This is a genomic window from Tannerella serpentiformis, assembly GCF_003033925.1.
Taxonomy (GTDB): domain Bacteria; phylum Bacteroidota; class Bacteroidia; order Bacteroidales; family Tannerellaceae; genus Tannerella; species Tannerella serpentiformis.
This window is the reverse complement of sequence record NZ_CP028365.1, coordinates 1,828,745-1,850,286: the sequence shown is the minus strand read 5'-3', so window position 1 is coordinate 1,850,286 and position 21,542 is coordinate 1,828,745. Positions and strand designations below refer to the sequence as shown.

17 protein-coding genes are annotated in these 21,542 nt (G+C 59.8%); 12 read left to right on the top strand and 5 right to left on the bottom strand.

What is annotated here, in order from left to right:
• The first annotated feature begins 108 nt into the window (after nucleotides 1-108).
• The 4 genes from porW to C7123_RS07800 all read left to right on the top strand — a co-directional run bounded on the left by porW (nucleotide 109) and on the right by C7123_RS07800 (nucleotide 6,357).
• The gene (porW, locus tag C7123_RS07815; RefSeq protein ID WP_069174654.1) at nucleotides 109-3,774 is read left to right on the top strand and encodes a type IX secretion system periplasmic lipoprotein PorW/SprE; all 3,666 of its coding nucleotides are present in this window, start codon (nucleotides 109-111) and stop codon (nucleotides 3,772-3,774) included.
• A 210-nt stretch (nucleotides 3,775-3,984) separates the two neighbouring features.
• On the top strand, nucleotides 3,985-4,689 hold the full coding sequence (locus C7123_RS07810; RefSeq protein WP_069174653.1) for a 50S ribosomal protein L25/general stress protein Ctc: 705 nt from the start codon (nucleotides 3,985-3,987) through the stop codon (nucleotides 4,687-4,689).
• A gap of 102 nt (nucleotides 4,690-4,791) precedes the next feature.
• Nucleotides 4,792-5,373, top strand: a complete 582-nt coding sequence (gene pth / locus C7123_RS07805) for an aminoacyl-tRNA hydrolase (protein WP_037985429.1) — start codon at nucleotides 4,792-4,794, stop codon at nucleotides 5,371-5,373.
• Between the two features lie 558 nt (nucleotides 5,374-5,931).
• The gene (locus C7123_RS07800; protein ID WP_069174652.1) at nucleotides 5,932-6,357 is read left to right on the top strand and encodes an RNA-binding S4 domain-containing protein; all 426 of its coding nucleotides are present in this window, start codon (nucleotides 5,932-5,934) and stop codon (nucleotides 6,355-6,357) included.
• 152 nt (nucleotides 6,358-6,509) lie between these two features.
• Here C7123_RS07800 and C7123_RS07795 read toward each other — a convergent pair whose 3' ends face one another.
• The 4 genes from C7123_RS07795 to C7123_RS07780 form a co-directional block, all read right to left on the bottom strand.
• On the bottom strand, nucleotides 6,510-7,661 hold the full coding sequence (locus C7123_RS07795; protein WP_069174651.1) for a cytochrome d ubiquinol oxidase subunit II: 1,152 nt from the start codon (nucleotides 7,659-7,661) through the stop codon (nucleotides 6,510-6,512).
• Between the two features lie 18 nt (nucleotides 7,662-7,679).
• Nucleotides 7,680-9,230, bottom strand: coding sequence for a cytochrome ubiquinol oxidase subunit I (locus C7123_RS07790; protein WP_037998271.1), 1,551 nt, complete (start codon nucleotides 9,228-9,230; stop codon nucleotides 7,680-7,682).
• 34 nt (nucleotides 9,231-9,264) lie between these two features.
• The gene (locus tag C7123_RS07785; protein WP_037998268.1) at nucleotides 9,265-9,504 is read right to left on the bottom strand and encodes a DUF4492 domain-containing protein; all 240 of its coding nucleotides are present in this window, start codon (nucleotides 9,502-9,504) and stop codon (nucleotides 9,265-9,267) included.
• Nucleotides 9,505-10,410: 906 nt separating this feature from the next.
• The gene (locus C7123_RS07780) at nucleotides 10,411-12,117 is read right to left on the bottom strand and encodes a nucleoside kinase (RefSeq protein WP_107490626.1); all 1,707 of its coding nucleotides are present in this window, start codon (nucleotides 12,115-12,117) and stop codon (nucleotides 10,411-10,413) included.
• Nucleotides 12,118-12,195: 78 nt separating this feature from the next.
• Between C7123_RS07780 and C7123_RS07775 the strand changes: the two genes are divergently transcribed.
• From C7123_RS07775 to C7123_RS07750, 6 genes are all read left to right on the top strand, one after another.
• The gene (locus tag C7123_RS07775; protein WP_107490625.1) at nucleotides 12,196-14,001 is read left to right on the top strand and encodes a Na/Pi cotransporter family protein; all 1,806 of its coding nucleotides are present in this window, start codon (nucleotides 12,196-12,198) and stop codon (nucleotides 13,999-14,001) included.
• A 23-nt stretch (nucleotides 14,002-14,024) separates the two neighbouring features.
• A complete protein-coding gene (gene uxaC, locus C7123_RS07770; RefSeq protein ID WP_159049868.1) occupies nucleotides 14,025-15,437 on the top strand; it encodes a glucuronate isomerase in 1,413 nt (470 codons plus the stop codon).
• A gap of 150 nt (nucleotides 15,438-15,587) precedes the next feature.
• Nucleotides 15,588-15,914 (top strand): hypothetical protein, encoded by a 327-nt coding sequence (locus C7123_RS07765; protein ID WP_069174646.1) that lies wholly within the window; start codon nucleotides 15,588-15,590, stop codon nucleotides 15,912-15,914.
• The gene (locus tag C7123_RS07760; RefSeq protein WP_069174645.1) at nucleotides 15,911-16,201 is read left to right on the top strand and encodes a Txe/YoeB family addiction module toxin; all 291 of its coding nucleotides are present in this window, start codon (nucleotides 15,911-15,913) and stop codon (nucleotides 16,199-16,201) included. Before C7123_RS07765 ends, C7123_RS07760 begins: the two co-directional genes overlap by 4 nt.
• 399 nt (nucleotides 16,202-16,600) lie before the next feature.
• The gene (locus tag C7123_RS07755) at nucleotides 16,601-17,431 is read left to right on the top strand and encodes a 1-acyl-sn-glycerol-3-phosphate acyltransferase (protein WP_069174644.1); all 831 of its coding nucleotides are present in this window, start codon (nucleotides 16,601-16,603) and stop codon (nucleotides 17,429-17,431) included.
• Complete coding sequence (locus tag C7123_RS07750) at nucleotides 17,431-18,396, top strand: GNAT family N-acetyltransferase (RefSeq protein WP_069176300.1); 966 nt, start codon at nucleotides 17,431-17,433, stop codon at nucleotides 18,394-18,396. Before C7123_RS07755 ends, C7123_RS07750 begins: the two co-directional genes overlap by 1 nt.
• Nucleotides 18,397-18,484: 88 nt before the next feature.
• Here C7123_RS07750 and C7123_RS07745 read toward each other — a convergent pair whose 3' ends face one another.
• Nucleotides 18,485-19,648 (bottom strand): TlpA disulfide reductase family protein, encoded by a 1,164-nt coding sequence (locus C7123_RS07745; RefSeq protein ID WP_069176299.1) that lies wholly within the window; start codon nucleotides 19,646-19,648, stop codon nucleotides 18,485-18,487.
• Nucleotides 19,649-19,911: 263 nt separating this feature from the next.
• Here C7123_RS07745 and C7123_RS07740 point away from each other — a divergent pair, with 263 nt between their 5' ends.
• Together C7123_RS07740 and C7123_RS07735 are read left to right on the top strand one after the other, a co-directional pair.
• Entirely contained in the window at nucleotides 19,912-20,529 is a 618-nt protein-coding gene (locus C7123_RS07740) for an SIS domain-containing protein (RefSeq protein WP_394365898.1), read from the top strand.
• Complete coding sequence (locus C7123_RS07735) at nucleotides 20,526-21,452, top strand: carbohydrate kinase family protein (RefSeq protein ID WP_069174643.1); 927 nt, start codon at nucleotides 20,526-20,528, stop codon at nucleotides 21,450-21,452. Before C7123_RS07740 ends, C7123_RS07735 begins: the two co-directional genes overlap by 4 nt.
• The last annotated feature ends 90 nt before the right edge of the window (nucleotides 21,453-21,542 follow it).

The window sequence follows — 21,542 nt, the reverse complement described above, 5'->3', positions numbered from 1 at the left end:
CCGGAGGCGCTCCATCGCGTAAGCCGTCTGGGACACGCAAATCCCTACAATAAACACACGCGCAACCAGTTATCATATCACTTCAAACCAGAGAGAAAAAGAGAGGACGTGAGAAGATATTACACCATCGTTTGCTTCGCCCTGCTGCTGACCGCCGTGGCATGCAGCACCAAAAAGAACACAGCGGGCACACGCCGCTGGCACGCCTTCACGGCGCGCTACAATACGTATTTCAACGGCAAAACCTCCTTCGACGAGCAGTTAGAGACGATGCTAAACAGCTATCACGAGAACTACACCGAGCGGATCCTCATGCACCCCGTCAGCGCGCTGCCGAAAGAGAAACAGTCGGCCGGAGGGCCCTTCGACCGCGCCATCCTGAAGGGTAACAAGGCCATCAAACAGCATTCGATCCAGAGAAAGCCCGTCCGCAAACCGGGCTGGCAGGGCAACGCCCGCGAAGTGGCCATGCAGAACCGCGAGGAGTACAACCCCTTCCTGAAGCATTGCTGGATGCTGGTGGCCGAGGGGCAGTTCTACAACGGCGACTTCCTCCAAGCCGCAGCCACCTATTCCTACATCGCCCGCCACTACGCCACCGAGCCCGAAGTGGTGGCCGCAGCGCACATCGGCCGCGCACGCTGCTACGCCGAGATGGGCTGGCTCTACGAGACGGAATCGACGCTCGAACGGCTCGAGAAGAACGGCTTCCCCGCCGCCAATCGGAAGGATTACGACCGCGTCTATGCCGACTTTCTGGTCAAGAGCAACCGCACGGAGCAAGCCATCCCGGCCCTCAAGAAGGTGATCGACACGGAGCGCAACCGTCGGCAACGCACCCGCATGCGCTACCTGCTGGGGCAACTGCTCACCGAGGCGGGTCGGAACGACGAAGCCTACCGCGAGTTCGGTCGCGTGGCCTCCGCCAACCCGCCCTACGAGCTGGAGTTTGCCGCCCGCATCCGTCAGGCTGAAGTACTGCCGCCGTCGCGTTGGCAACAGGTGCTCAGCATGCTCCGACGCATGTCCAAGAGCGACAAAAACAAAAACTACCTCGACCAAGTTTATATGGCCATCGGCGACGTCTACATGAGTCGGCACGACACCGCGCAGGCCATCGCCGCCTACGCTCAGGGCGTGGAGAAGAGCGTGCAAAACGGCCTCGACCTAGCCATCTGCCAGATCAAGCTCGGCGACATCTATTTCACGCAAAAGGATTACGTCCGGGCGCAACCCTGCTTCAGCGGCGCACTCTCGGCCATGCCCCGGGAGTATCGGGATTACGAACGCGTCGCCCGCCTCTCGTCCGTGCTCGACGAGTTGGTGGTGCACGTCGAGGCGGTACACCTGCAAGACAGCCTTCAGGCCCTGGCGCGCATGCCCGAAAAGGAGCGGCTGGCGGTGATCGATAAGATCATCGCGGAGGTGAAGGAGAAAGAGAAACGCGAGGCCGAAGAGGCCGACAAGGAGCGTTACCTGGCCGACCAACAGAGCCGCGGCAATGACTTTCAGCGCCAGCGGCAGAACATACAGACGCCGCAGATGCCACTGCTCAACGGGAGCAATGGTGGCTTCTATTTCTACAACGAGCAGACCGTGGCGCAGGGCAAGACCCAGTTCCAAAACAAGTGGGGCAAGCGTGTCAATCAGGACGATTGGCGTCGCCGCAACAAGGCCATGCCGCTGGCTTCGTCCACCGACAACGCCGACGGTAACCTGCCCGACACGCCGCAACTCGACGCCAACGGCAACCCGATCGCCTCCACCGACTCGACCGACGCACTGCAAGACTCCATCTCGTCCGACCCCAAGTCGCGCGAGTATTACCTACAGCAGATCCCTCTCACGGCGGAGGACGTGGAGGCCTCGAACGTCATCATCGCCGACGGGCTGTACAACATGGGCATGATCTACAAGGACAAGCTGGAGAATAAGCCGCTCTCGGTCGAGACGTTCGAGGAGCTGGAGCGGCGCTTCCCGGACAACAAGTACCGGATGGATTACTACTTCCAGTCTTACCTCATGGGCCTTCGGTATAAGGACAAGCCGCTCGAGACACGCTCGCGCGACCGCCTCGTGAAGGCCTTCCCCGAGAGCGACTATGCCACCGCCGTCGCCGATCCGAACTATGAGTACCATATCCGCATGATGGACCGTGTGCAGGATTCGATTTATGAGCAGGCGTACAACCGTTACCTCAAGGGCGACACGTCGTTCGTGCGCCGCAGCTATCGTGAGTTCAGCCGCACCTATCCGCTGGCCACACTGATGCCAAAGTTCATGTTCGTCGAGGCGCTCACCTATGTGCAGTCCGGCAACGTGGCGTCGTTCAAGTCGGCGCTGCAAACGCTCGTGGAGAAGTATCCCACGGCCGATGTGACGGAGCTGGCCAGCGAGATGCTGAAGGGTGTGTTGCGTGGGCGGGCGCTGGTGCAGGGTAGCCTGACGGGCATGAAGTGGGATTTGCGCTTCGGTACGGATGAGTTTGGCGAGATCTCCGACTTAGATTCTGCCCGCGCCTTCGTCGACGAACCCGAGTCGCCGCATCGCATGGTGTTGCTCTACCCCAAAGGCGCCGTCGAAGCGAACGCCCTGCTCTACGCTGTGGCGGCCTACAACTTCGCGCACTTTGAGGTCAAGAGCTTCGACCTCTCGACCGACGAGGCGGGCCGCTTCGGCCTGCTTATCGTCAGCGGTTTCGACAACCTGCAGCAGGTGCTCGAGTACTACGGCATGATCTACGCCCGCGACGGATACGCCCGCAAGGTGGATCGCGCCGTCATGTTCTTCCCCATCTCCGACGCGAACTACGAGACCCTCCTGCACGGCAAGTCGCCATCGGACTACATGGCCTTCTTCGCCGAAGTCTATGGTCGACAAGCGCCCCAGTTGGTGGCCCGTTGGCGCACCCAAGTGGCCGCTGACGAACGTGAGGCGAAGCGTGAAGACCAAGCCGTGGAGCAAGCCGCCGATGAGGTGAAAGAGCGTGTGCAAGACTCCGACGAGTCCACCGTGGACGAGCCGCAACCGATCGACGCCGCCCAACCGGAGGACTCCATCCCCGCAGAGAAACCCCACGCTACCGATTCCATCGCCCCCACGGACAGCGTCACCATAACACAAGATCAGTCCGCCGCCTCCGTCAAAAAGAAGAAGACGAAGGAGGAGCGAGCGCAGGAAAGGGCGGCTAAGGCTGAGAAGAAGAAGCAGGAGAAAGCCGCCAAGGCTGCCGAAGCGGAGCGGAAAAAGCAGGAGAAGGCGGCCAAGAAGCAAGCTGCTACCTCCGTCCGCCGCCGCAAGAACAAACCGGTGCAGCAGGCTGACGAACCCCTCCCGACCGACACCACGGCACGGCCCGAGTCCCTACCCTCCGACACTGCGACAACCGAGCCCCCGGCAATCGACACCACCGCCACGCCCGAAGTGGACATGGACACGGTGCTCGTGAAGCCAAAAGAGATCACGCTGGAATACCTCAAGAAGCGACGCGAACTGGAAGAGCGCAAGGCACGTATGGCGCAAGGCGAGAAGGCCCAGACCCAGGCCGAGCGACGCCAGGAGGCCGCCGAGCAACGCAAGCAGCAGCTCAAGGAGCGCGAGGCACAGCGTAAGCAGAAAGAGAAGGAGGCCCGCGAGCGCATGAAGCAGCGCGAGAAGGAGCGTAAGGAGCGCGAGAAGGCCAACAAGCAACGCCTGAAGGAGAAAGAGGCGGCTCGCCGCGCGGCACTGCGTGAGAAGGAGGCTGCCCGTCGTGAGAAGGCGAAGAGCAAGTAGGCCGTCGGTGGCATCGCCTGCATCCCGTTTCCCCCGCCCCGAATGCTTCGCACACACGATGGAGGCTGTTCCGGGTGGCCTAATCGGCCCCTGCATATTCCAAACAGCGGCTTATTTTTGCCGCCGCTTTGAAGAAAAGCCTATCTACACGTGTGATGGGAAATCGGAAAGAGCAAGACTGATTTTGAGTAACACAATAGCTTAAGGAAAATGAAGACATTCAATTTGAACTGCACGCCGCGGGAAGACCTCGGCAAGAAAGCAACCAAGGCGTTGCGCAAACAAGGACTGATCCCCGCCGTACTCTACGGCAACGAACCGGTGAAGCTGCCCTACGAAGGCACGCTCAAGCCGGGTGAAAAGCTGGTTGAGATCGAAGGTGGCATGGGCATTATCGTAACGGATTTCACGGTCTCGTTCGACGGTGTCCGCAAGCTGATCTACACGCCAGACATCCACCTCGTAGAGATCGACTGGGAAGATGGACGCCGCAACCGCGCCATCTTGAAGGACATCCAGTTCCACCCCGTGACGGACGCCATCCTGCACCTGGACTTCCTCGAGGTATTCGGCGACAAGCCGATCGTGATGAACGTGCCCGTTGAGCTGGTGGGCCACGCCAAGGGTGTGAAAGCCGGTGGTAAGCTCAACCACGCTATGCGTCGCCTGAAGGTGAAAGGTCATGCGGAGCAGATCCCGGAGAAGCTCGTGGTCAATGTAGACAAGCTGGAGCTGGGACAGGTGATCAAGGTCGGCGAGCTGACCTTCGAGAACGTGGAAGTGATGAGTCCGAAGAACGCTGTGGTTTGCGCCGTGAAGATGACGCGTGCCGCTCAGAGTGCCGCCGGTGCACAGACCTTCGACGAAGAGGGCGAAGAGCATACCGAGGGCGAAGAGGCTCCGGCAGCCGAATAACAACAGGCCGATATCATTTCGTGAATATTCAAGGAGGGGGAGGGTGCCCGTGCTTAGCGGCGCATCCCTCCCCCTTCTTCGTGCTTCAAACATGACTCAGAGATGAAATTTCTCATTGTCGGACTGGGCAACATCGGCTCCGAATACTGGGGCACGCGCCACAACATCGGCTTCCGCGTGGTCAACGCCGTGGCGGAGGCCGCCTCGGCAGACTTCACCGAGGAGCGTTACGGCGCTGTAGCCCGCCTGCGCTTCAAGAGCGCCGAGCTGGTCGTCCTCAAGCCCAATACGTTTATGAACCTCAGCGGAAACGCGGTCCGCTACTGGCTGCAACGCGAGTCCATCCCCCGCGAGCGGCTGCTGGTCGTGGCCGACGACCTCTCGCTGCCCTTCGGCAGCCTGCGCCTCAAGGCGCGCGGCAGTCACGGCGGGCACAACGGCCTGCGCAACATCGGCGAACTGCTCTCCACGGATGACTACGCCCGCCTACGCTTCGGCATCGGCAACAACTTCCCTCGCGGACGGCAGGTGGACTATGTGCTCAGCCCCTTCACGGACGACGAGCTCGCCCAGATGCCCGCCATCGTCGACCGGGCCGTGGAGATCGTGCGCAGCTTCTGCCTCGAGGGCGTGGATGTGGCGATGAATCGATATAACCGCAACGCACCCGGGAATGCCTCATAAAGGGCCAACTGCGGCGTAAAGCGACGGCTGGAACGCCCCAAAGGCGCCGCCGTTTGCATAGCCGCCACCCTGCGCGATGAAAAAGGCGGCCTGTTTTGCACCGTTCCGAGCTGCGCGGTGAAAAAGGCGGGCTGTTTTGCACCATTCCGGGCTGCGCGGCGAAAAAGGCGGGCTGTTTTGCACCGTTCCGGGCTGCGCGGCGAAAAAGGCGGCCCGTTTTGCACCATTCCGGGCTGCGCGGCGAAAAAGGCGGGCTGTTTTGCACCGTTCCGGGCTGCGCGGCGAAAAAGGCGGCCCGTTTTTCACAGTTCTTGGGTGCGCGGTCAAAAAGGCGGCCCGTTTTTCACAGTTCTTGGGTGCGCGGTCAAAAAGGCGGGCTGTTTTTCACAGTTCTTGGGTGCGCAGGAGGTGAAAAGAGAATCATAAGGCGTGCCCGGGCGCTATTTTATACCCCAAAGAGGAATGGACGGCCCATTCATAGGCGTATGCCCCGCGGGGGTGCCGCATTCGCCATCCATTCCTGACGAACGATAACTATCCCTCTAACGACTACAACTTATGGACGAAGTCAGAATAGATAAATGGATGTGGGCCGTGCGACTCTTCAAGACGCGGTCGCTGGCGGCCGAGGCCTGCAAGAAAGGGCGCGTCTCGATGGGCGGAAACAATGTCAAGCCGTCGCGCACCGTCCGCGTGGGCGACGTCATCGAGGTGCGTAAGCCGCCTGTCACGTTCTCTTTCCGTGTGCTCGACCTCACGGAGAGCCGCATGGGTGCGCCGCTTGTGCCGCGGTTCATGGAGAACGTCACGCCGCCCGAGCAGTACGAAATTCTGGAGATGAACCGCATCTCCGGCTTTGTCGACCGCGCCCGTGGCCTGGGTCGACCCACCAAGAAGGAGCGGCGCGATCTGGAGCAATTCACGCACCCCGACGCTCCGGACTTCCCCTTCTTCGACCTCGATGAGGACGACGACGGCGAATAAGCTCAGCCTCACATCCCCCCTCCTGTCAGGTTCGGGCCACGCCTCCCCTATCAGAAGACGAAAAGGTGACCACCCCCGTTCGGGTAGTCACCTTTTCTCATGCAGGTTGTTTGTGTCAGTGGATCACGATCCGCCTGATCACGGCTTTTCGTTTAGTAGTTGTGCTCCCCCTCCTGCATCTCCTTCTGGTCGATCTTGTGCAGATCCAGCGCACGCCAGGTGTAGAAGATGTAAGCCAGCACGAAGGGGATAATGAACGACACGTACATCATCGTCCGCAGCGTGAACTCGCTCGACGAACTGTTGACAATCGTCAGCGAGCTCTGCAAGTCGACCGTCGAGGGGTAATAAGCCGTGTTGTTCCAGCCGGCCGTGAGCAGCAGCGCGAGCACGGTCAGGACGGTGCCCGCCCCAGCCGACCAAATGCCTTTCGTGCACGTGGCGGATAAAACGGTCCGACCTATGCCGAAGAGTACACCGACAACACCGACCAAGAAGAGCACCGCCACGAGCGGCATCTGCACGAGGTTGTTGAGGTACTTATGCGGCTCCATGAAGACATGGCCCGTCGCCGGATCGACCGCGAAGCCGTCGGCCATGAGCAGGTGACCCACGAAGGGCAGGAAGACCACCAGGAAGGCCACCGCCTCGATGGGCAGGCGGCGACGACAAGCGGCGCTCACCTCCTCGTCGCGGATGTTGTTGATGAAATAGAGCAGCGCCAGCACACGGGAGAGGAAGAAGACGGACGCACCAAGGAGCAGGTTCCACACCACGAGCGCAGCCTCGAGTCCGTGCCACGACGTGGCCCAACGCGAGATGACCGGCATACCGATATCTGTCAGCTGCACGCGGTCCACGACGAACGAGGCACCGCTGAAGAACGTGCCCACGGCCGTTCCCAACAAGAGCGGGCCCAGGACTCCATTGATGAAGAGGAACACCTGGTACGTGCGTTTGCCGAGCAGGTTGCCCCGCTTAGCCTGAAACTCATACGATACGGCCTGCAGCACGAAGCACAGCAGGATGATCGTCCACACCCAATAGGCGCCGCCGAAGCTGGTGGAGTAAAACAGCGGGAAGGAGGCGAAGAAGGCGCCGCCGAAGGTCACGAGCGTCGTGAACGTGAACTCCCACTTGCGGCCGATAGAGTTGATCAGCAGCTTTTGTTGCCGCTCCGTGCGGCCGACGGTGAAGAGCAGCGACTGCCCGCCCTGTACGAACATGAGGAACACCAACAGCGCGCCAAGCAGCGACACGAGCAACCACCAGTAGTGTTGAAGAAAGCTATACGTTATATCCATGAGACGATGTGCTAAGGGTTAAGATTCCATGTCCGGCCCCTGCTTGATGGCCCGCGTCATGATACGCAGCTCGGCCACTAACAGCACGGTGAAGAGAATGAGGAAAAGGAAGAAGGTGAGCTGCACCGAGCCGGTCTGCAGCTTCGAAACGGCGGCTGTCGTCGGCATCAGGTCTTGGATGACCCACGGCTGACGCCCCGCTTCGGCCACGATCCAGCCGGATTGGCTGGCCACAAAAGCCAACGGGATGGTCCACAGGCAGACGGTCTGCAGCCAACGGTGCGACGCGATCCGGTTCTTTCGCCCGAGCCACAGCACCAAGAGGAACATGAGCACGAAGTATCCACCCAGCGCCACCATCACGTGAAACGCGTAGAAGGTCAGGCCCACGGGCGGGATCAGCTCGGCTGGATCCTTGATATACCCATAGCCGAAGTTGGGGAAGTTCTCCTCCAACACAGCCCGACTGGTGCGCATGGCCTCCTCATCCTTCGCCGCGAGTGCCTTGCGATAGTCAGCCAGCGCTGCGATGGCGAGGCGTCCGCTGGCGATGCGTTCCTCGACCGAAAGCGCCCGTGCGCCCGACCGCGTCGTGTATCCACCCTCGATCAGGTCGGTGATGCCCGGCACGAACGCGTCCAGATCTCGCTCCGCCAGATACGACAGCGCGTAGGGGATCTCCACCTTCATCACGAACGGATCCGTACTGTCAGCGTGCGACTGCTTAGCCGGGTTCAGTATGCCCACGGCCACCAACCCCGCACCGTTCGTGCCCTTATACAGGCCCTCCATGGCGGCCAGCTTCATGGGCTGAAACTGCGCCACGTTATACGCCGAACCGTCGCCCGTCAAGACGGCCAACCCCGAGGCCACCAGCCCGAAGATGGCAGCGACACGTATGCTCTGCACCGCAAATTCACGATGCCGGTTGCGGAGCAGGAACCAACTGCTGACGCCCACCACAAACACGGCGCCCAAGACCCACGACGAGGTCACGGTGTGCAGGAACTTGTTCACCGCCATCGGCGAGAGTGCCACGGCCCAGAAGTCGAACATCTCGTTGCGCACCGTCTCCGGGTTGAACTGCATGCCCACGGGGTACTGCATCCACGCGTTGGCCACAAGGATCCACAGCGCCGAGAGGGTGGCCCCGATGACCGTCAGCCACGTAGAAGCCAGGTGCATGCCACGGCTCACCTTGCCCCAGCCGAAATACATCACGGCCACAAACGTGGCCTCCATGAAGAAGGCCACAATGCCCTCGATGGCCAGCGGCGCACCGAAGATGTCGCCCACGAACCAGCTGTAGTTCGACCAGTTAGTGCCGAACTCAAACTCCAGAATCAGCCCCGTGGCCACGCCGATGGCGAAGTTGATGCCGAAGAGCTTCATCCAGAACTTGGTCGTCTGTTTCCAAAACGCCCGCCCCGTGCGGACGTACATCGTCTCCATCAAGGCCATGACGACGCCCAGCCCGATCGTGAGCGGCACAAACAGCCAGTGATAGATGGCCGTCAGCGCAAACTGCGCCCGCGACCAGTCGATCAAAGAAGTATCCAATTGTTGCATATATAAATGTGTAGTTAGAGTAAGTCGGTGGGGGTCAGGGTGTCGCGCGGTGGATGAGTTCTTCGGAGACATACTGCCGGCGCTCGCCCTCCGTGTCGAAGCGGCTCAGGAAGCGGGGGAAGAAGATCATGCGCAACACGACAAACATGATGATCAGCTTCACCAGGATCAGAATCCACAGCGTGCGCCCCCAGGTCATCTGCCGGAAGCCGTCGATGTAGAAGCGTGCGACGCGTACCAAGGGGTTGCGGGGGCGGTTGTTCTCTACAGTCATCTCTTTCTTTTTGTACCAAATACAATTTTATTCGGGTGCGAAAGTAAGCCCTTTCCTCTTTCTCACGAAACACGTCGCCGACGACGCATCCCTCTATTCCTCAACCTCCATCGCCCCTTCTGACGGCCTTGACCTACCCCATGAGCCTCCCTTTATCCGCTTCGACGGCCTTGACTCACCCCATACAACTCCCGTCAGACCCTCTGCCCGGATCACTATGCCCCATCCGACTCGCGGCAGACCTTCTGCCCGGATCACTATGCCTTGTAGATGTGGTGTTTATGCTATTAACAGTATGTCCAAAAGAATTTATTCCCTGTCTATAACTCAGACATCAAGTAAAAAGATGTATGACGCTTGTCCATGATCAAAACAGGATAGTCTATCATTTTCACCTCGTGATTTATCTATAAACATCCTATCAAAATGATTTATAAGCTCGTTTATATACAAAATATAGACGCTAAAAGCCTTATCTATCCTGTTTATAATCAAAACAAGAACCAAATAGGATGGATGATTCCGTCTATATTATGGACAGTAGAGGAAACGATTTTGAGCACCTATTTGGCTTCAAAACAGTGGTTCTAAAAAGTGATACAACGTGTTCATGATATAGACACCGGCTCTACAAGGCATAGTGATCCGGGCAGAAGGTCTGCCGAGAGTCGGACGGGGCACGTAAAGGGCGGCAGAGGGTGTGACGGGGGTTGGGTGGGGCCGATGATTCGCTTTGCACGCCTTGATGAGAGGAAAGTGGCCCGAGAAGATCGTGGCAGACACAGCGCCGAGCCTGTTCGGGGGCATAGAAAGGCCGGATACAGGCGGAGTGGGCCTCCCATCTGTGTCCGGCCGTTCTGAGCGCCACCCACTGGGGCGCCCATCCCCGATGGCTCGCCGTGAACTTCAGTAGCGGAAGACACCGCCGCCGAGGAACTCGCGGAGGAGCGAGGTGGCGGGCAGCTCCTCGATGGGGATGTAGTTGAAGTAGCGGAGGAAGCGGAGCAGGCGGTAGGCCTCGGCGCTCTCGGCGTCACGCTCGCGGATCTCGCTCAGGACGGGCTCGGCGTAGCGGCGGAGGGCGGCCAGCTCGTAGATCATGGCGCTGTTGAACATCGCGTCGGCGTTCTCCTGGTAGGGGAAGACCCAGCGGTCGTCGCCGCGGCGCACCTTGGGCCACATGGCGATCGTCTCGCGGGCGGAGTAGCCGCGATAGTGGTAGTCGCGGACGATGCGGCGGAGCAGACGGTTGTCGGACGTGGGGATCCAGTTGTGGCCGTCGAGCGAGATGGTGGTCAGGGCCGAGACGTAGATGCGATAGATGCGCTCGGGCGGGATGTGGGCCGTGAGCTCGGGGTTGAGGCCGTGGATGCCCTCGAGGATGAGGACGGAGTTGTCACGGATTTGGAGCATGTCGCCACGGAAGACGCGTCGGCCGGAGGAGAAGTCGAACGAGGGCAGCTCGATCTCGTCGCCGCGGAGGAGGCGCTCGAGGTCGCGGTGGAAATAGGGGAGGTCGATGGCGTAGAGGGACTCGAAGTCGTAGGCGCCGTCGTCGTCGCGGGGGGTGTCCTCGCGGTTGACGTAGTAGTCGTCGAGGGAGATGCCCAGAGGGTGGAGCAGGTTGGTGACGAGCTGCACCTGAAGGCGTTTGCAGAAGGTGGTCTTGCCGGACGATGAGGGGCCGGAGATTAGGACGATGCGGACGCCGTCCTCGCGGTAGCGTCGGGCGATGTCGTCAGCAATCTGTGCGATCTGCTTCTCCTGCATGGCCTCGGAGACCATGATGATGTCGCGGGCGTGGCCCTCGGAGACGGCCCGGTTCAGGTCGCCGACGTAATTCACGCCCACGGTGCGCTGCAGCTGGAGGTGCTGCTTGTAGGCGTTGAACATCTTCTGCTGCGGCACGAGGGGGTAGAGCCGAGTGGGGTCTTCGCGCTGGGGCAGCTGCAGGAGGACGCCGTCAGCGTAGGGGATGAGGTCGAAGAGCGGGATGCGGCCGGAGGAGGGCGTGAGGCAGCCGTAGAAGTAGTCGATGTAGCCGTTGAGGCCGTAATAGGTGGTGTAGGCCATGCCGGCGGTCTCGATGAGCAGGGCACGGTCGTTCATGCCCTTCTCACGGAAGGTGGCCAGGGCATCCTCGGTGCGGACGACGTAGCGGACGAAGGGGCGATCCTCGCCGATGATCTCCTGCATGCGCTGCTTGATGCGGCGGACGTCGTCCTCGGTCATCGGTTCGCGGTGTTCGAAGGCACAGTAGAGACCTTTCGACACGGGGTGCTCGAGGCTGAAGGGGCGCGAGGGATAGAGGTCATAGACGGCCTTGACGAGGATGAAGCAGAGGGAGCGCAGGTAGATGCGGTAGCCCGAGGGGTGGGTGTAGTCGACAAACTCGACGTCCTTCGGGTTCCAGCAGCGATAGGTGAGGCCCTCTACGCGCTTGTTGACCCGTGCGCCGAGGGGCGGGTAACGTAGGGGTCGACCGGCGGCCTCATAGATGGCTTCGAGGGTGGCACCGACGGGGACGCGGACGGTCTGCTCGGTGTTTTTGCAGTAGATCTCAATGGAGTCCACCCGGCTTTCGTCGGGGGTAAATGTGGTGGGGGTAAGCATTGTCTTCCTTTCGTGTTTAGTGTAATCTCTACTTTTGTCGGGCAAAGAAAAATTGATTATTCCGAAACATAACCCCGTATGAACTACTCCTTTCTTGACTTTCTGACGCTCCTCGGCTCGCTCGGCATGTTCCTTTATGGCATGAAGATCATGAGTGAAGGCCTTCAGAAGGTAGCCGGCGATAAGCTGCGCAACATTCTCTCTGTGATGACGACTAACCGCTTCACGGGCGTCCTGACCGGTATGCTCGTGACGGCCCTGATCCAGTCCTCCAGCGCCACGACCGTCATGGTGGTCAGCTTTGTCAACGCCGGTTTGCTCACCCTCGGGCAGTCCATCAGCGTGATCATGGGCGCCAACGTCGGCACCACGGTCACGGCGTGGGTCATCTCCTTCTTCGGCTTCAAGTTCGACATCAGTATCCTCTCCCTGCCGCTCATGGGTCTGGCCATCCCGCTCATGTTCGCCAAGAAGAGCAACTACAAATCGCTCGGGGAGTTCATACTCGGGTTCGCCTTCCTCTTCCTCGGCCTGTCCTACCTGAAGGACTCTGTGCCCGACCTTCAGGGCAACCCTGAGGTGCTTTCCTTCATTCAGAACTACACGTCGATGGGCTACCTCTCGCTGCTCATCTTCCTGGCCATCGGTACGATCCTGACCATCATCGTACAGTCGTCCAGTGCCACGGTGGCCATCACCCTCATCATGTGTACCCAAGGCTGGATGCCGTTCGAAATGGCCGCTGCGATGGTGCTCGGTGAGAATATCGGTACGACCATCACGGCCAATCTGGCCGCCCTCTCGGGCAACGTCTCCGCCCGCCGTGCCGCCTTGGCCCACCTTATGTTCAACCTCTTCGGCGTGCTCTGGGTGATGATCCTCTTCTACCCCTTCTGCCACACGGTCGAGTGGCTCGTGACGCGCTTCGGCCCCGGCGATCCGCACGCCATGACGAACTTCATCCACTCGCTCGACAGCCAGACCGTCCGCCTCATCACCTCGGACGAGAAGCTCACCGATCAGCATCTGATCAGCCTCCGCGAGCAGCTCCAGGCGCAACAAGTGGCCGTCTCCTACGGGCTCTCGCTCTTCCACACGCTGTTTAATGTCTGCAACATCCTTGTCATGATCTGGTTCGTCAAGCTCTACGAACGCATCTGCTCGGCACTCATCAAGTCGCCGCGCGAGAGCGAAGACGAGGAGTTCCAACTCAAATACATCTCGGCCGGTATGCTCTCCACCTCTGAGCTCTCGCTCATACAGGCCAACAAAGAGATTGCGGTCTTTAGCGACCGCACCTATCGCATGTTTGGCATGATCAAGACGTTGCTCCACGAGACCGACAGCGAGAAGTTCCTCAAGACCTTCGTCCGTGTCGAGAAATACGAGCAGATCAGCGACCGCATGGAGGTGGAGATAGCCAACTACCTCACCCGTGTGCTTGAAGGCCGACTCAGCGCCGAGGGTAAGAACAACATCCGCGTCATGCTCCGTGCCGTCTCCGAGATTGAGAGTATCGCTGACTCCTGCAACAACATCGCCCGCACCATCAAGCATCGCAACGACGCCAAGGGCCATTTCACGGAGGAGCAGAACCACAGCGTGGAGCACATGATGAGCCTCACCGATGCCGCCCTGGTGCACATGAAGGACATCCTGCACCGTCAGGCCGGCACGCGAGACGACATGGTGCTCTCCTACAACCTCGAGAACGAGATCAACTCCTATCGGAACATGCTCAAAAACGAGAACATCGACAACATCGACAACAAGCGCTACAGCTATTCCGACTCTGTCTACTACATGGACATCATCTCTGAGTATGAAAAGATGGGTGACTACATCCTCAACGTCGTCCAAGCCATTGTCGAAAAGAAGTTCTGATTCACCCCTGACCTCACCGCATGATGATACGCTCCTTCCTCGACGCCAATTTCCTACTCCGCACCGACACGGCCGTAGAGCTCTACCGCCGTCACGCCGAGAAGCTCCCCGTAGCTGACTACCATACGCGGCTCCGCGCCGACCTCATCGCCGCCAACCAACCCGTGGCGGATCTCACCACCCTCTGGCTCGACACCGACCCCGACAAATGGCGCCTGATGCGTGCCGGCGGGGTGTCTGAAGACTATATCTCGGGCAATCGTACGCCCTACGAGAAGTTCGAGAAGTGGGCCGAGATCCTACCGCAAGCCATGCGCCACCCGATCTATCATCAGGCGCACATGGAGCTGAACCGCGTGTTCGGCATCGGCGAGACGCTCAAGCCCTCCAACGCCCGCGACATCTACGAGTCCTGCACCGCCAAGCTGCAAACGCCCGAGTACCTGCCACAGGCCATCCTCCGACGCCTACGCATCGAGACGCTGGCTACGACGGACGATCCCGCCGACAGCCTCAATGCCCACCTTACGCTGCGTGAGACTGGCGGTGCTGATGCTCTCCGCATCATCCCCACTTGGGCGCCCGACCGTGTGCTCGACCTCCGCCACCCGGAGCATTACAACCTCTACCTCGACCAACTGGCCGCCGCATCCGACACCGTAATCTCGACCTACAACGACCTGCTCACCGCACTCCGCAGGCGGCACAAAGCCTTTGGCGAAGCTGGCTGTGTGGCCACGTTGCATCGGCTGACCACCTTCCCCGACGCACCGAGCGCCGATGACGCGCAAGTGGCCCATGAGGCGCTGCGTAAGGTGCGCGAGGGTGGTGAACCGACAGCGGACGAGTGCCTCAGCTTCCGTGCCGTATTGCTCCGCGATCTGGCGGAGATGGACGCCGAGGCGGGACGTATGCAGATGTTCCACGTTGGTACGCTCCGTGACCTTCATCCACGACTCTACAAGAAAATCGGCCCTGACGCAGGCTTTGACGCACCGACAGACCGGCCTACAGCGGAACAGATGGCGCGCTTCTTTGCTCGGCTCGATGCCGACGGCGCCCTACCGGAGACGATCGTCAGTTGTGACCGTCTGTCCGACGCGCCATCGGTGGCGGACGTAGCCGCATGCTTCGCAGGCCGAGGACTGCGTGTGCAGTATGCGCCAGCGGGATGGCATATCGGACGCCCCGGGGCACTCGAGACACATCTCGACGTGATGACGACGGAAGGACTCGTCGCACAGTCGGTCGGGTTTGCCTCCGGAGCACGCACGCTGCTGGCTCCGGTACGGCACGAGTATTTCCGCCGTGTGATCTGCGACGTCTTCGGCCGCGAGGTGGAGCAGGGTCTGCTGCCTCACGGCGACTTAGCGACCGTGAAGCGTACGATAGAAAACATCTGTAGCACCAATGCACGCCGCTTGATGAACTGTTAAGTGGCTCTTGTTTTTGTTCATGAGGAGCCGGCAGCTTTCCATGGCTGTCGGCTCTTTTTTCTGCCCATTGGGCGGCCCGATCCTCCCTGTAGGAGATGGGCGCAATGCAGACAGGCGTATTTTTGTGTACACATTTAATCAGCACCTACGATGAAGATCTTAACAACAAGAGAATTTAGAAGTGAGGCGAAGTCATATTTCGAAATGGCAGAGAAAGAGCGTGTCGCAATCAAACGAGGGAAGAAATACATCAACCTGATTGTATCTGACGACCCCGCGAAGCGGTATGTGGACGAAGATTGGATTGCGGCCTTCTTGTCCATTCCGGCCGAGTATCGGGTCAACCCGTTTGATGTCAGCCCGTCAGGCGATCTATACTTTGCTGACAAACGAAATCTGGATCGCATAGATAAAGCCATGTCAGACGAGAGCGTCTCTTTATCCAAAGAAGAAGAGAAGGAGCTTTTCAGTTTATGATCGAAGAAAAGGCGTACAAGATCGTCTACAGAAAGCAGTTTCTCGAAGATATTCAGTTGCACAAAAGGGCCGGACGGAAATCTGTCTTGGTCAAATTGGCTGCTATCATCGAAGAGTTGAAAAAGCATCCCATGAGGGGTACAGGCAAACCTGAGCCTTTAATCGGAGATAGGAGGGGACAATGGTCAAGGCGGATCACTGCAAAGCATAGATTGATCTATGAGATTTATGAAGACGTAGTGACCGTCGATTTGATCAGTGCAGCGGGGCATTACGACGATAAATAAATATAGCTTCTGCTGGCAGAGAAGGTTGTAGGCACCCGACCCCCGTCCCGTGGCGGGACAGCATCTCAACCGCCATTTTAGCCCCGTCCCGTGGCGGGACGACATCTCAACGGCCATTTTAGCTCCGTCCCGCGGCGGGACAGCATCTCAACCGCCATTTTGGGCCCGTCCCATGGCGGGACAGCGTCTCAACGGCCATTTTGGCCTCGTCCCGCGGCGGGACAGCATCTCAACCGCCATTTTGGGCCCGTCCCGTGGCGGGAGGGCGTCTCAACGGCCATTTTGGCCTCGTCCCGCGGCGGGACGACATCTCAACGGCCATTTTGGTCTCGTCCCGTGGCGAGACGAGGTAGCTCCCTCCTGTGTCCCTATTCAAGCGGGGGTATCTTTGCCCGCATCATGGAGGAAGAGAAACGAATCATTGACGTCCGCGAGGTGCTCCGACGCAAGGCGCCGGGGGCGGCACGGTGGATCCCCGCGGCAGTGACAAACTGGCTCTCACGCACGATTCACGAGGCAGAAATGAATGACATCTTGACGCGTTACGCCGACCTCGACGGGGTGGCGTTTATGCAGGCGTTGGTGGCGGAGTTTGATTTGACGCTGGATCTGCACGGCGCGGAATGTCTGCCCACGCCCGATCGGCGCAGCCTTTTCGTCTCGAATCATCCGCTGGGCGGGCTGGACGGCATCTGCCTTTCGGCGCTGCTGGGCGGGCGATACGGGTCGACGTTTCGCTGCGTGGTGAACGATCTGCTGCTCTTCATCCCCAACCTGCGCTCGATCTTCCTGCCGGTCAACAAGCACGGTCGGCAGCGACGCGAAGCTGCGATACGGTTCGACGAGGCCATGCGCGGGCCGGGACAGGTGCTGACCTTTCCCGCCGGGCTATGTTCGCGGCAGCAGAACGGGCAGATCGCTGACGTAGCCTGGCGACCCTCGTTCGTGCGCGACGCGGTGCGTTACCGGCGCGACGTGGTGCCCATCTTCTTCGACGCCCGCAACTCCAACCGCTTCTATCGGGCGGCACGCTGGAGGCAACGGCTGGGCATCAGCCTGAACGTGGAGATGATCTACCTGCCGGACGAGATGTTCCGAAACAAACACCAGCGGTTTGGCGTTTACATAGGCGCTCCGATCGCGTGGCAGACGCTTGCTGACGGGCGGCCGCAGGAATGGACGGCACGAGTGAGAGAGATGGTTTATCGATTAAAAACGAAACAGGAATGATTGAGCAGATTATACCGCCGGTGGATCCGGACGAGTTGGAGAGAGAATTGACGCCTGCGCGGCGGTTGCGACGGACGAATAAGTCGGACAATGAGATCTATGTAGTCACCGGGGCCGAGGCGCCGCAGGTGATGCGTGAGATCGGGCGGTTACGCGAGGCGGCGTTTCGCTACTACGGCGGCGGCACGGGTCGTGCGCTGGATGTGGACACCTTCGACAGTCGGCCGGGGGCTTACCGGCAGCTGATCGTATGGAGTCCGAAGGATCGACGGATACTGGGCGGCTATCGGTTTCGCTGCGGGTCGGAGGCGCTCGATACCGACGGTGAACCGGCGCTGGCTACGGCGGCACTGTTCCATTTTTCAGATCGCTTTATTCGGGAATACTTGCCATACACGGTGGAGCTGGGGCGATCGTTCGTCTCGCTCGACTATCAGGCCACGCTGCCACGGCCGGGCAGCATCTTCATCCTCGACAACCTGTGGGACGGGCTGGGGGCGCTGACGGTGATCGACCCTACGCTGCGATATTTCTTCGGCAAGGTGACCATGTATCCGGGCTACAACGTGGAGGCGCGCAACATGATCCTCTACTTCCTCCGCCGTCACTTCCCGGATCCTGACCGACTGGTGGAGCCTATCCATCCGCTGACGGTGGACGTGGACGAGGCCGCTATGGAGGCGCTCTTTCGGTATGGGAGCTTTCGGGAGAATTATCGGGTCTTGAATCAGGAGGTGCGTAAGCGGGGGCTGAACATCCCGCCACTCGTCAATGCCTACATGAGCCTATCGCCACAAATGCGGACGTTCGGCACGGCCATCAATCGGCGCTTCGGCAACGTGGAGGAGACGGGCTTGCTGATCGCCATCGACGAGATTTTGGAGGAGAAGAAGAAGCGCCACATCGAGACCTACCTCAAGGAGGAGGCTGAGACGCCTGCCTTCCGACGGGTGGAGATCCGGTGACGGAGCGACGGCTATATAATAGGAAAGGCGACCACTTAACGGGGCCGCCTTTTTTCTTTTGGTGCAGGCCAAACTGGCCAGGTACACGTCATAGCAAGGCTTGGATCTCGCTTTCGAGCCGGTCAGGGTTGTCGACGCGCTTGACGGGGGCGCCGTGTCGATTGAGCAGGAAGAGGGTCGGCAGGTTGCGGACATTATACAGGGCGGTGTAGCGCGAGTAGACGGATTCGGGGTCGCGCACACAAGTCCAGGCGAGGTTGGAGGCGACGTTCTTCCAGAGGTGGACGTTGTCGTCGAGCGAGACTTGGTAGATGACGAGGCCACGGCCGCGGAACTTCTCATAGATGGAGCCAAGCGTGAGGTTGAGGGTGGGGGCCCACTCGGCCTCGTAGGCCGTGAAGCAAAGCAGGGTGATGTGGCCCGGGGCAACGTCGGAGAGCTTAACCGTGCGACCGTGTAGGTCGGGCAGCTCGATGTCGATCATTTCGACCTCTTTCGTGGGGATGCCCTCGAGATTCAGCTCGGGGCGGTTACGGGTCACTTTGAGCGACTGGAGCGCGAGGTTGTAGAGATGTTTCGAGCGGGGGCTTTCGGGGTAGAGGTTGTTGTAGCTGGTGGCTACGGCCCCGAAGGCGCGCGAGTCGTTCTTGTCATAGAGGTCAAAGAGGAGCATGCCGTCGACCTGCTGAAAGAGGGCGAAATAGGCGGCGGTGGACATGGGCTGGGCGTAGATGTATTTGCGGGCCACCTCCTTGTAGGCTTCAGCGGCGCTGATGATACGCTGGCGGTAGGCGGAGTCGCTAAGGGTGCCAGCCTGATACTCGTCACGAGCGTGAGCGATCTCTTGGCTGGCGTCGAGCTGCGCCAGGGTAATCGCCTTAATGGCCGTGCAATTGTCGGAGCCCTCGACGGTGTACGAGGTGGCGAAGCTCTTGGCGTCGGCCGTGAAAGTGATCGTCTCGGTAGAGTCGATGGCGAAGTTGATCCACTGGTTCTTCAGACGCAGGCGATAGAAATCCGGATAGTCCGGGCGGGGACGCTTGAAGTTGAACTTGCCCGAGGTGCCGACCTTGGCCGAATCGAGTAGGGTGACGGAAGAGAGTCCAATGTTTTCGAGATAGATCGTTTGTCCCTCTGCGCCGGCCACGATGCCGGAGACGGTGAAGTCCTTTGCCGATCGTTGGCAGCCGGAAAGTAGGCCGATCAGCGTGCAGAGAAGGATAGTTAGGGGATTGAGGCGGTTCGTCTTCATAAGATGGGGGATCATTCATTCTTGTTCTACGGCTGCAAAAGTATCTTATTTTAACGCCATAACGGGGAAGATCTCGATCTAATCTGAAAATATATTGACCCAAAGCCACAGGGAAAAGCATTCCTTCCCGCCGCGGGAAGGCGCTCCCGGCATCCGTCATTCCCAAGTCGGCAGTTGGTTTCCGGATAAGCAAGGTCGGGGACAGCTGTTTTGGACAGAAACCCCTATTTATCTGTGTAGCCGCTTACTTTTGCGGCCCTATGATGACAAATGACATACGCTCGATCATCGAGCAAGAAGCGGACGCCGTGCGAAACATACCCATCTCGGAGCGCTATGCGGAGGCCGTGGACTTAATCGTAAAACATGTACACAAGCAGGGGGGGACCCTCATCACGGCCGGCATGGGTAAGGCCGGACAGATAGCCATGAACATGGCCACCACCTTCAGCTCTACCGGCACTCCGGCTTTCTTCCTGCACCCCGGCGAGGCGCAACATGGCGACCTCGGCATCGTCCGACGGAACGACCTGCTGCTCCTCGTCTCCAACTCCGGCAAGACGCTCGAGCTCATCGAGCTGGTCGACCTGGCCCGCGGACTCGTGCCCGACATCCCTTTTATCCTCATCACTTCTGACCCGCAGAGCGAGCTGGCCCGACGGGCCACCCTCTGTCTGCCCACCGGTGCGCCGCGTGAGGTCTGCACCTTGGGGCTGACGCCAACCACATCGACGACGGTGATGACCGTCATCGGCGATGTGCTCGTCGTGGGCACGATGGACCGCATCGGCTTCACCACAACCGACTATGCCAAGCGCCACCACGGCGGCTACCTCGGATCGAAAAGCCGGCAACTGAGCCGAAAGGAGGCCGAGGCATGAGACGCGTGATCGGTATTGGTGAGACCATCCTTGACATCCTCTTCCGCGATGGACAGCCTTACACGGCCCTGCCCGGCGGATCGATCTTCAACACGCTCGTCTCGCTCAGTCGAGTGGGTGTGCAGACGTCGTTCATCGGTGAGCTGGGCGACGATCGCGTGGGCCAGATCATCCGGGATTTCATGCAGCAAAACGGCATGTCGACGGACTACATGGATAGCTTTTCCGAGGGCCTCAGCCCCGTCTCGTTGGCCTTCCTCGACGAGGGGCAGGGCACGGACTATATGTTCTACACGAACCGCTCCAAGCGGCGGTCGAACATGGCCCTGCCCGACATTCAGCCGGACGACATCGTCCTCTTCGGCTCCTATTACGCCCTCAACCCCGACACCCGCGACCGCGTCATGGACCTCGTGCAGTACGCCCGGGAGCGACGGGCTATCGTCTATTACGACCCCAACTTCCGCAAGGCCCACGCCCACGAGGCCATCCAGCTCCGCGCCACAGTGATGGACAACTACGAGGCGGCCGACCTCGTGCGCGGCTCGGACGAGGACTTCGTGAACCTGTACAAGAAGACCGACCCGGACGAGGTCTACCGCGACGAAGTGCAGTTCTATTGCAAGCGCCTCATCGCCACCCGCGGCTCGGGCGGCATCAGCCTCTACACCGAAAAGGGTTGTACGCATTACGACGTGCCGCCACTCACGGCCGTCAGCTCCATCGGCGCCGGCGACGCTTTCAACGCAGGGTTGATCTACAGCCTCATCAAGTATCGCATCGGCCAGATGGACCTCCCCGAGCTTAGCCCCATGATGTGGGACAAGATGATCGCCCTCGGCATCGACTTCGCCGCAGAGGTATGCGGCAGCCTGGCCAACTACGTCTCGCCTGAATTCGCCGCGAAGTATCGCGAAGAATGACCGGCCCCCTCCCTCCCGCTCTCCATTTCCCCTCACATTATAACAACATCATCCACTTGAAGACTTTCGAAGAATTAGGGATCGCCGAGC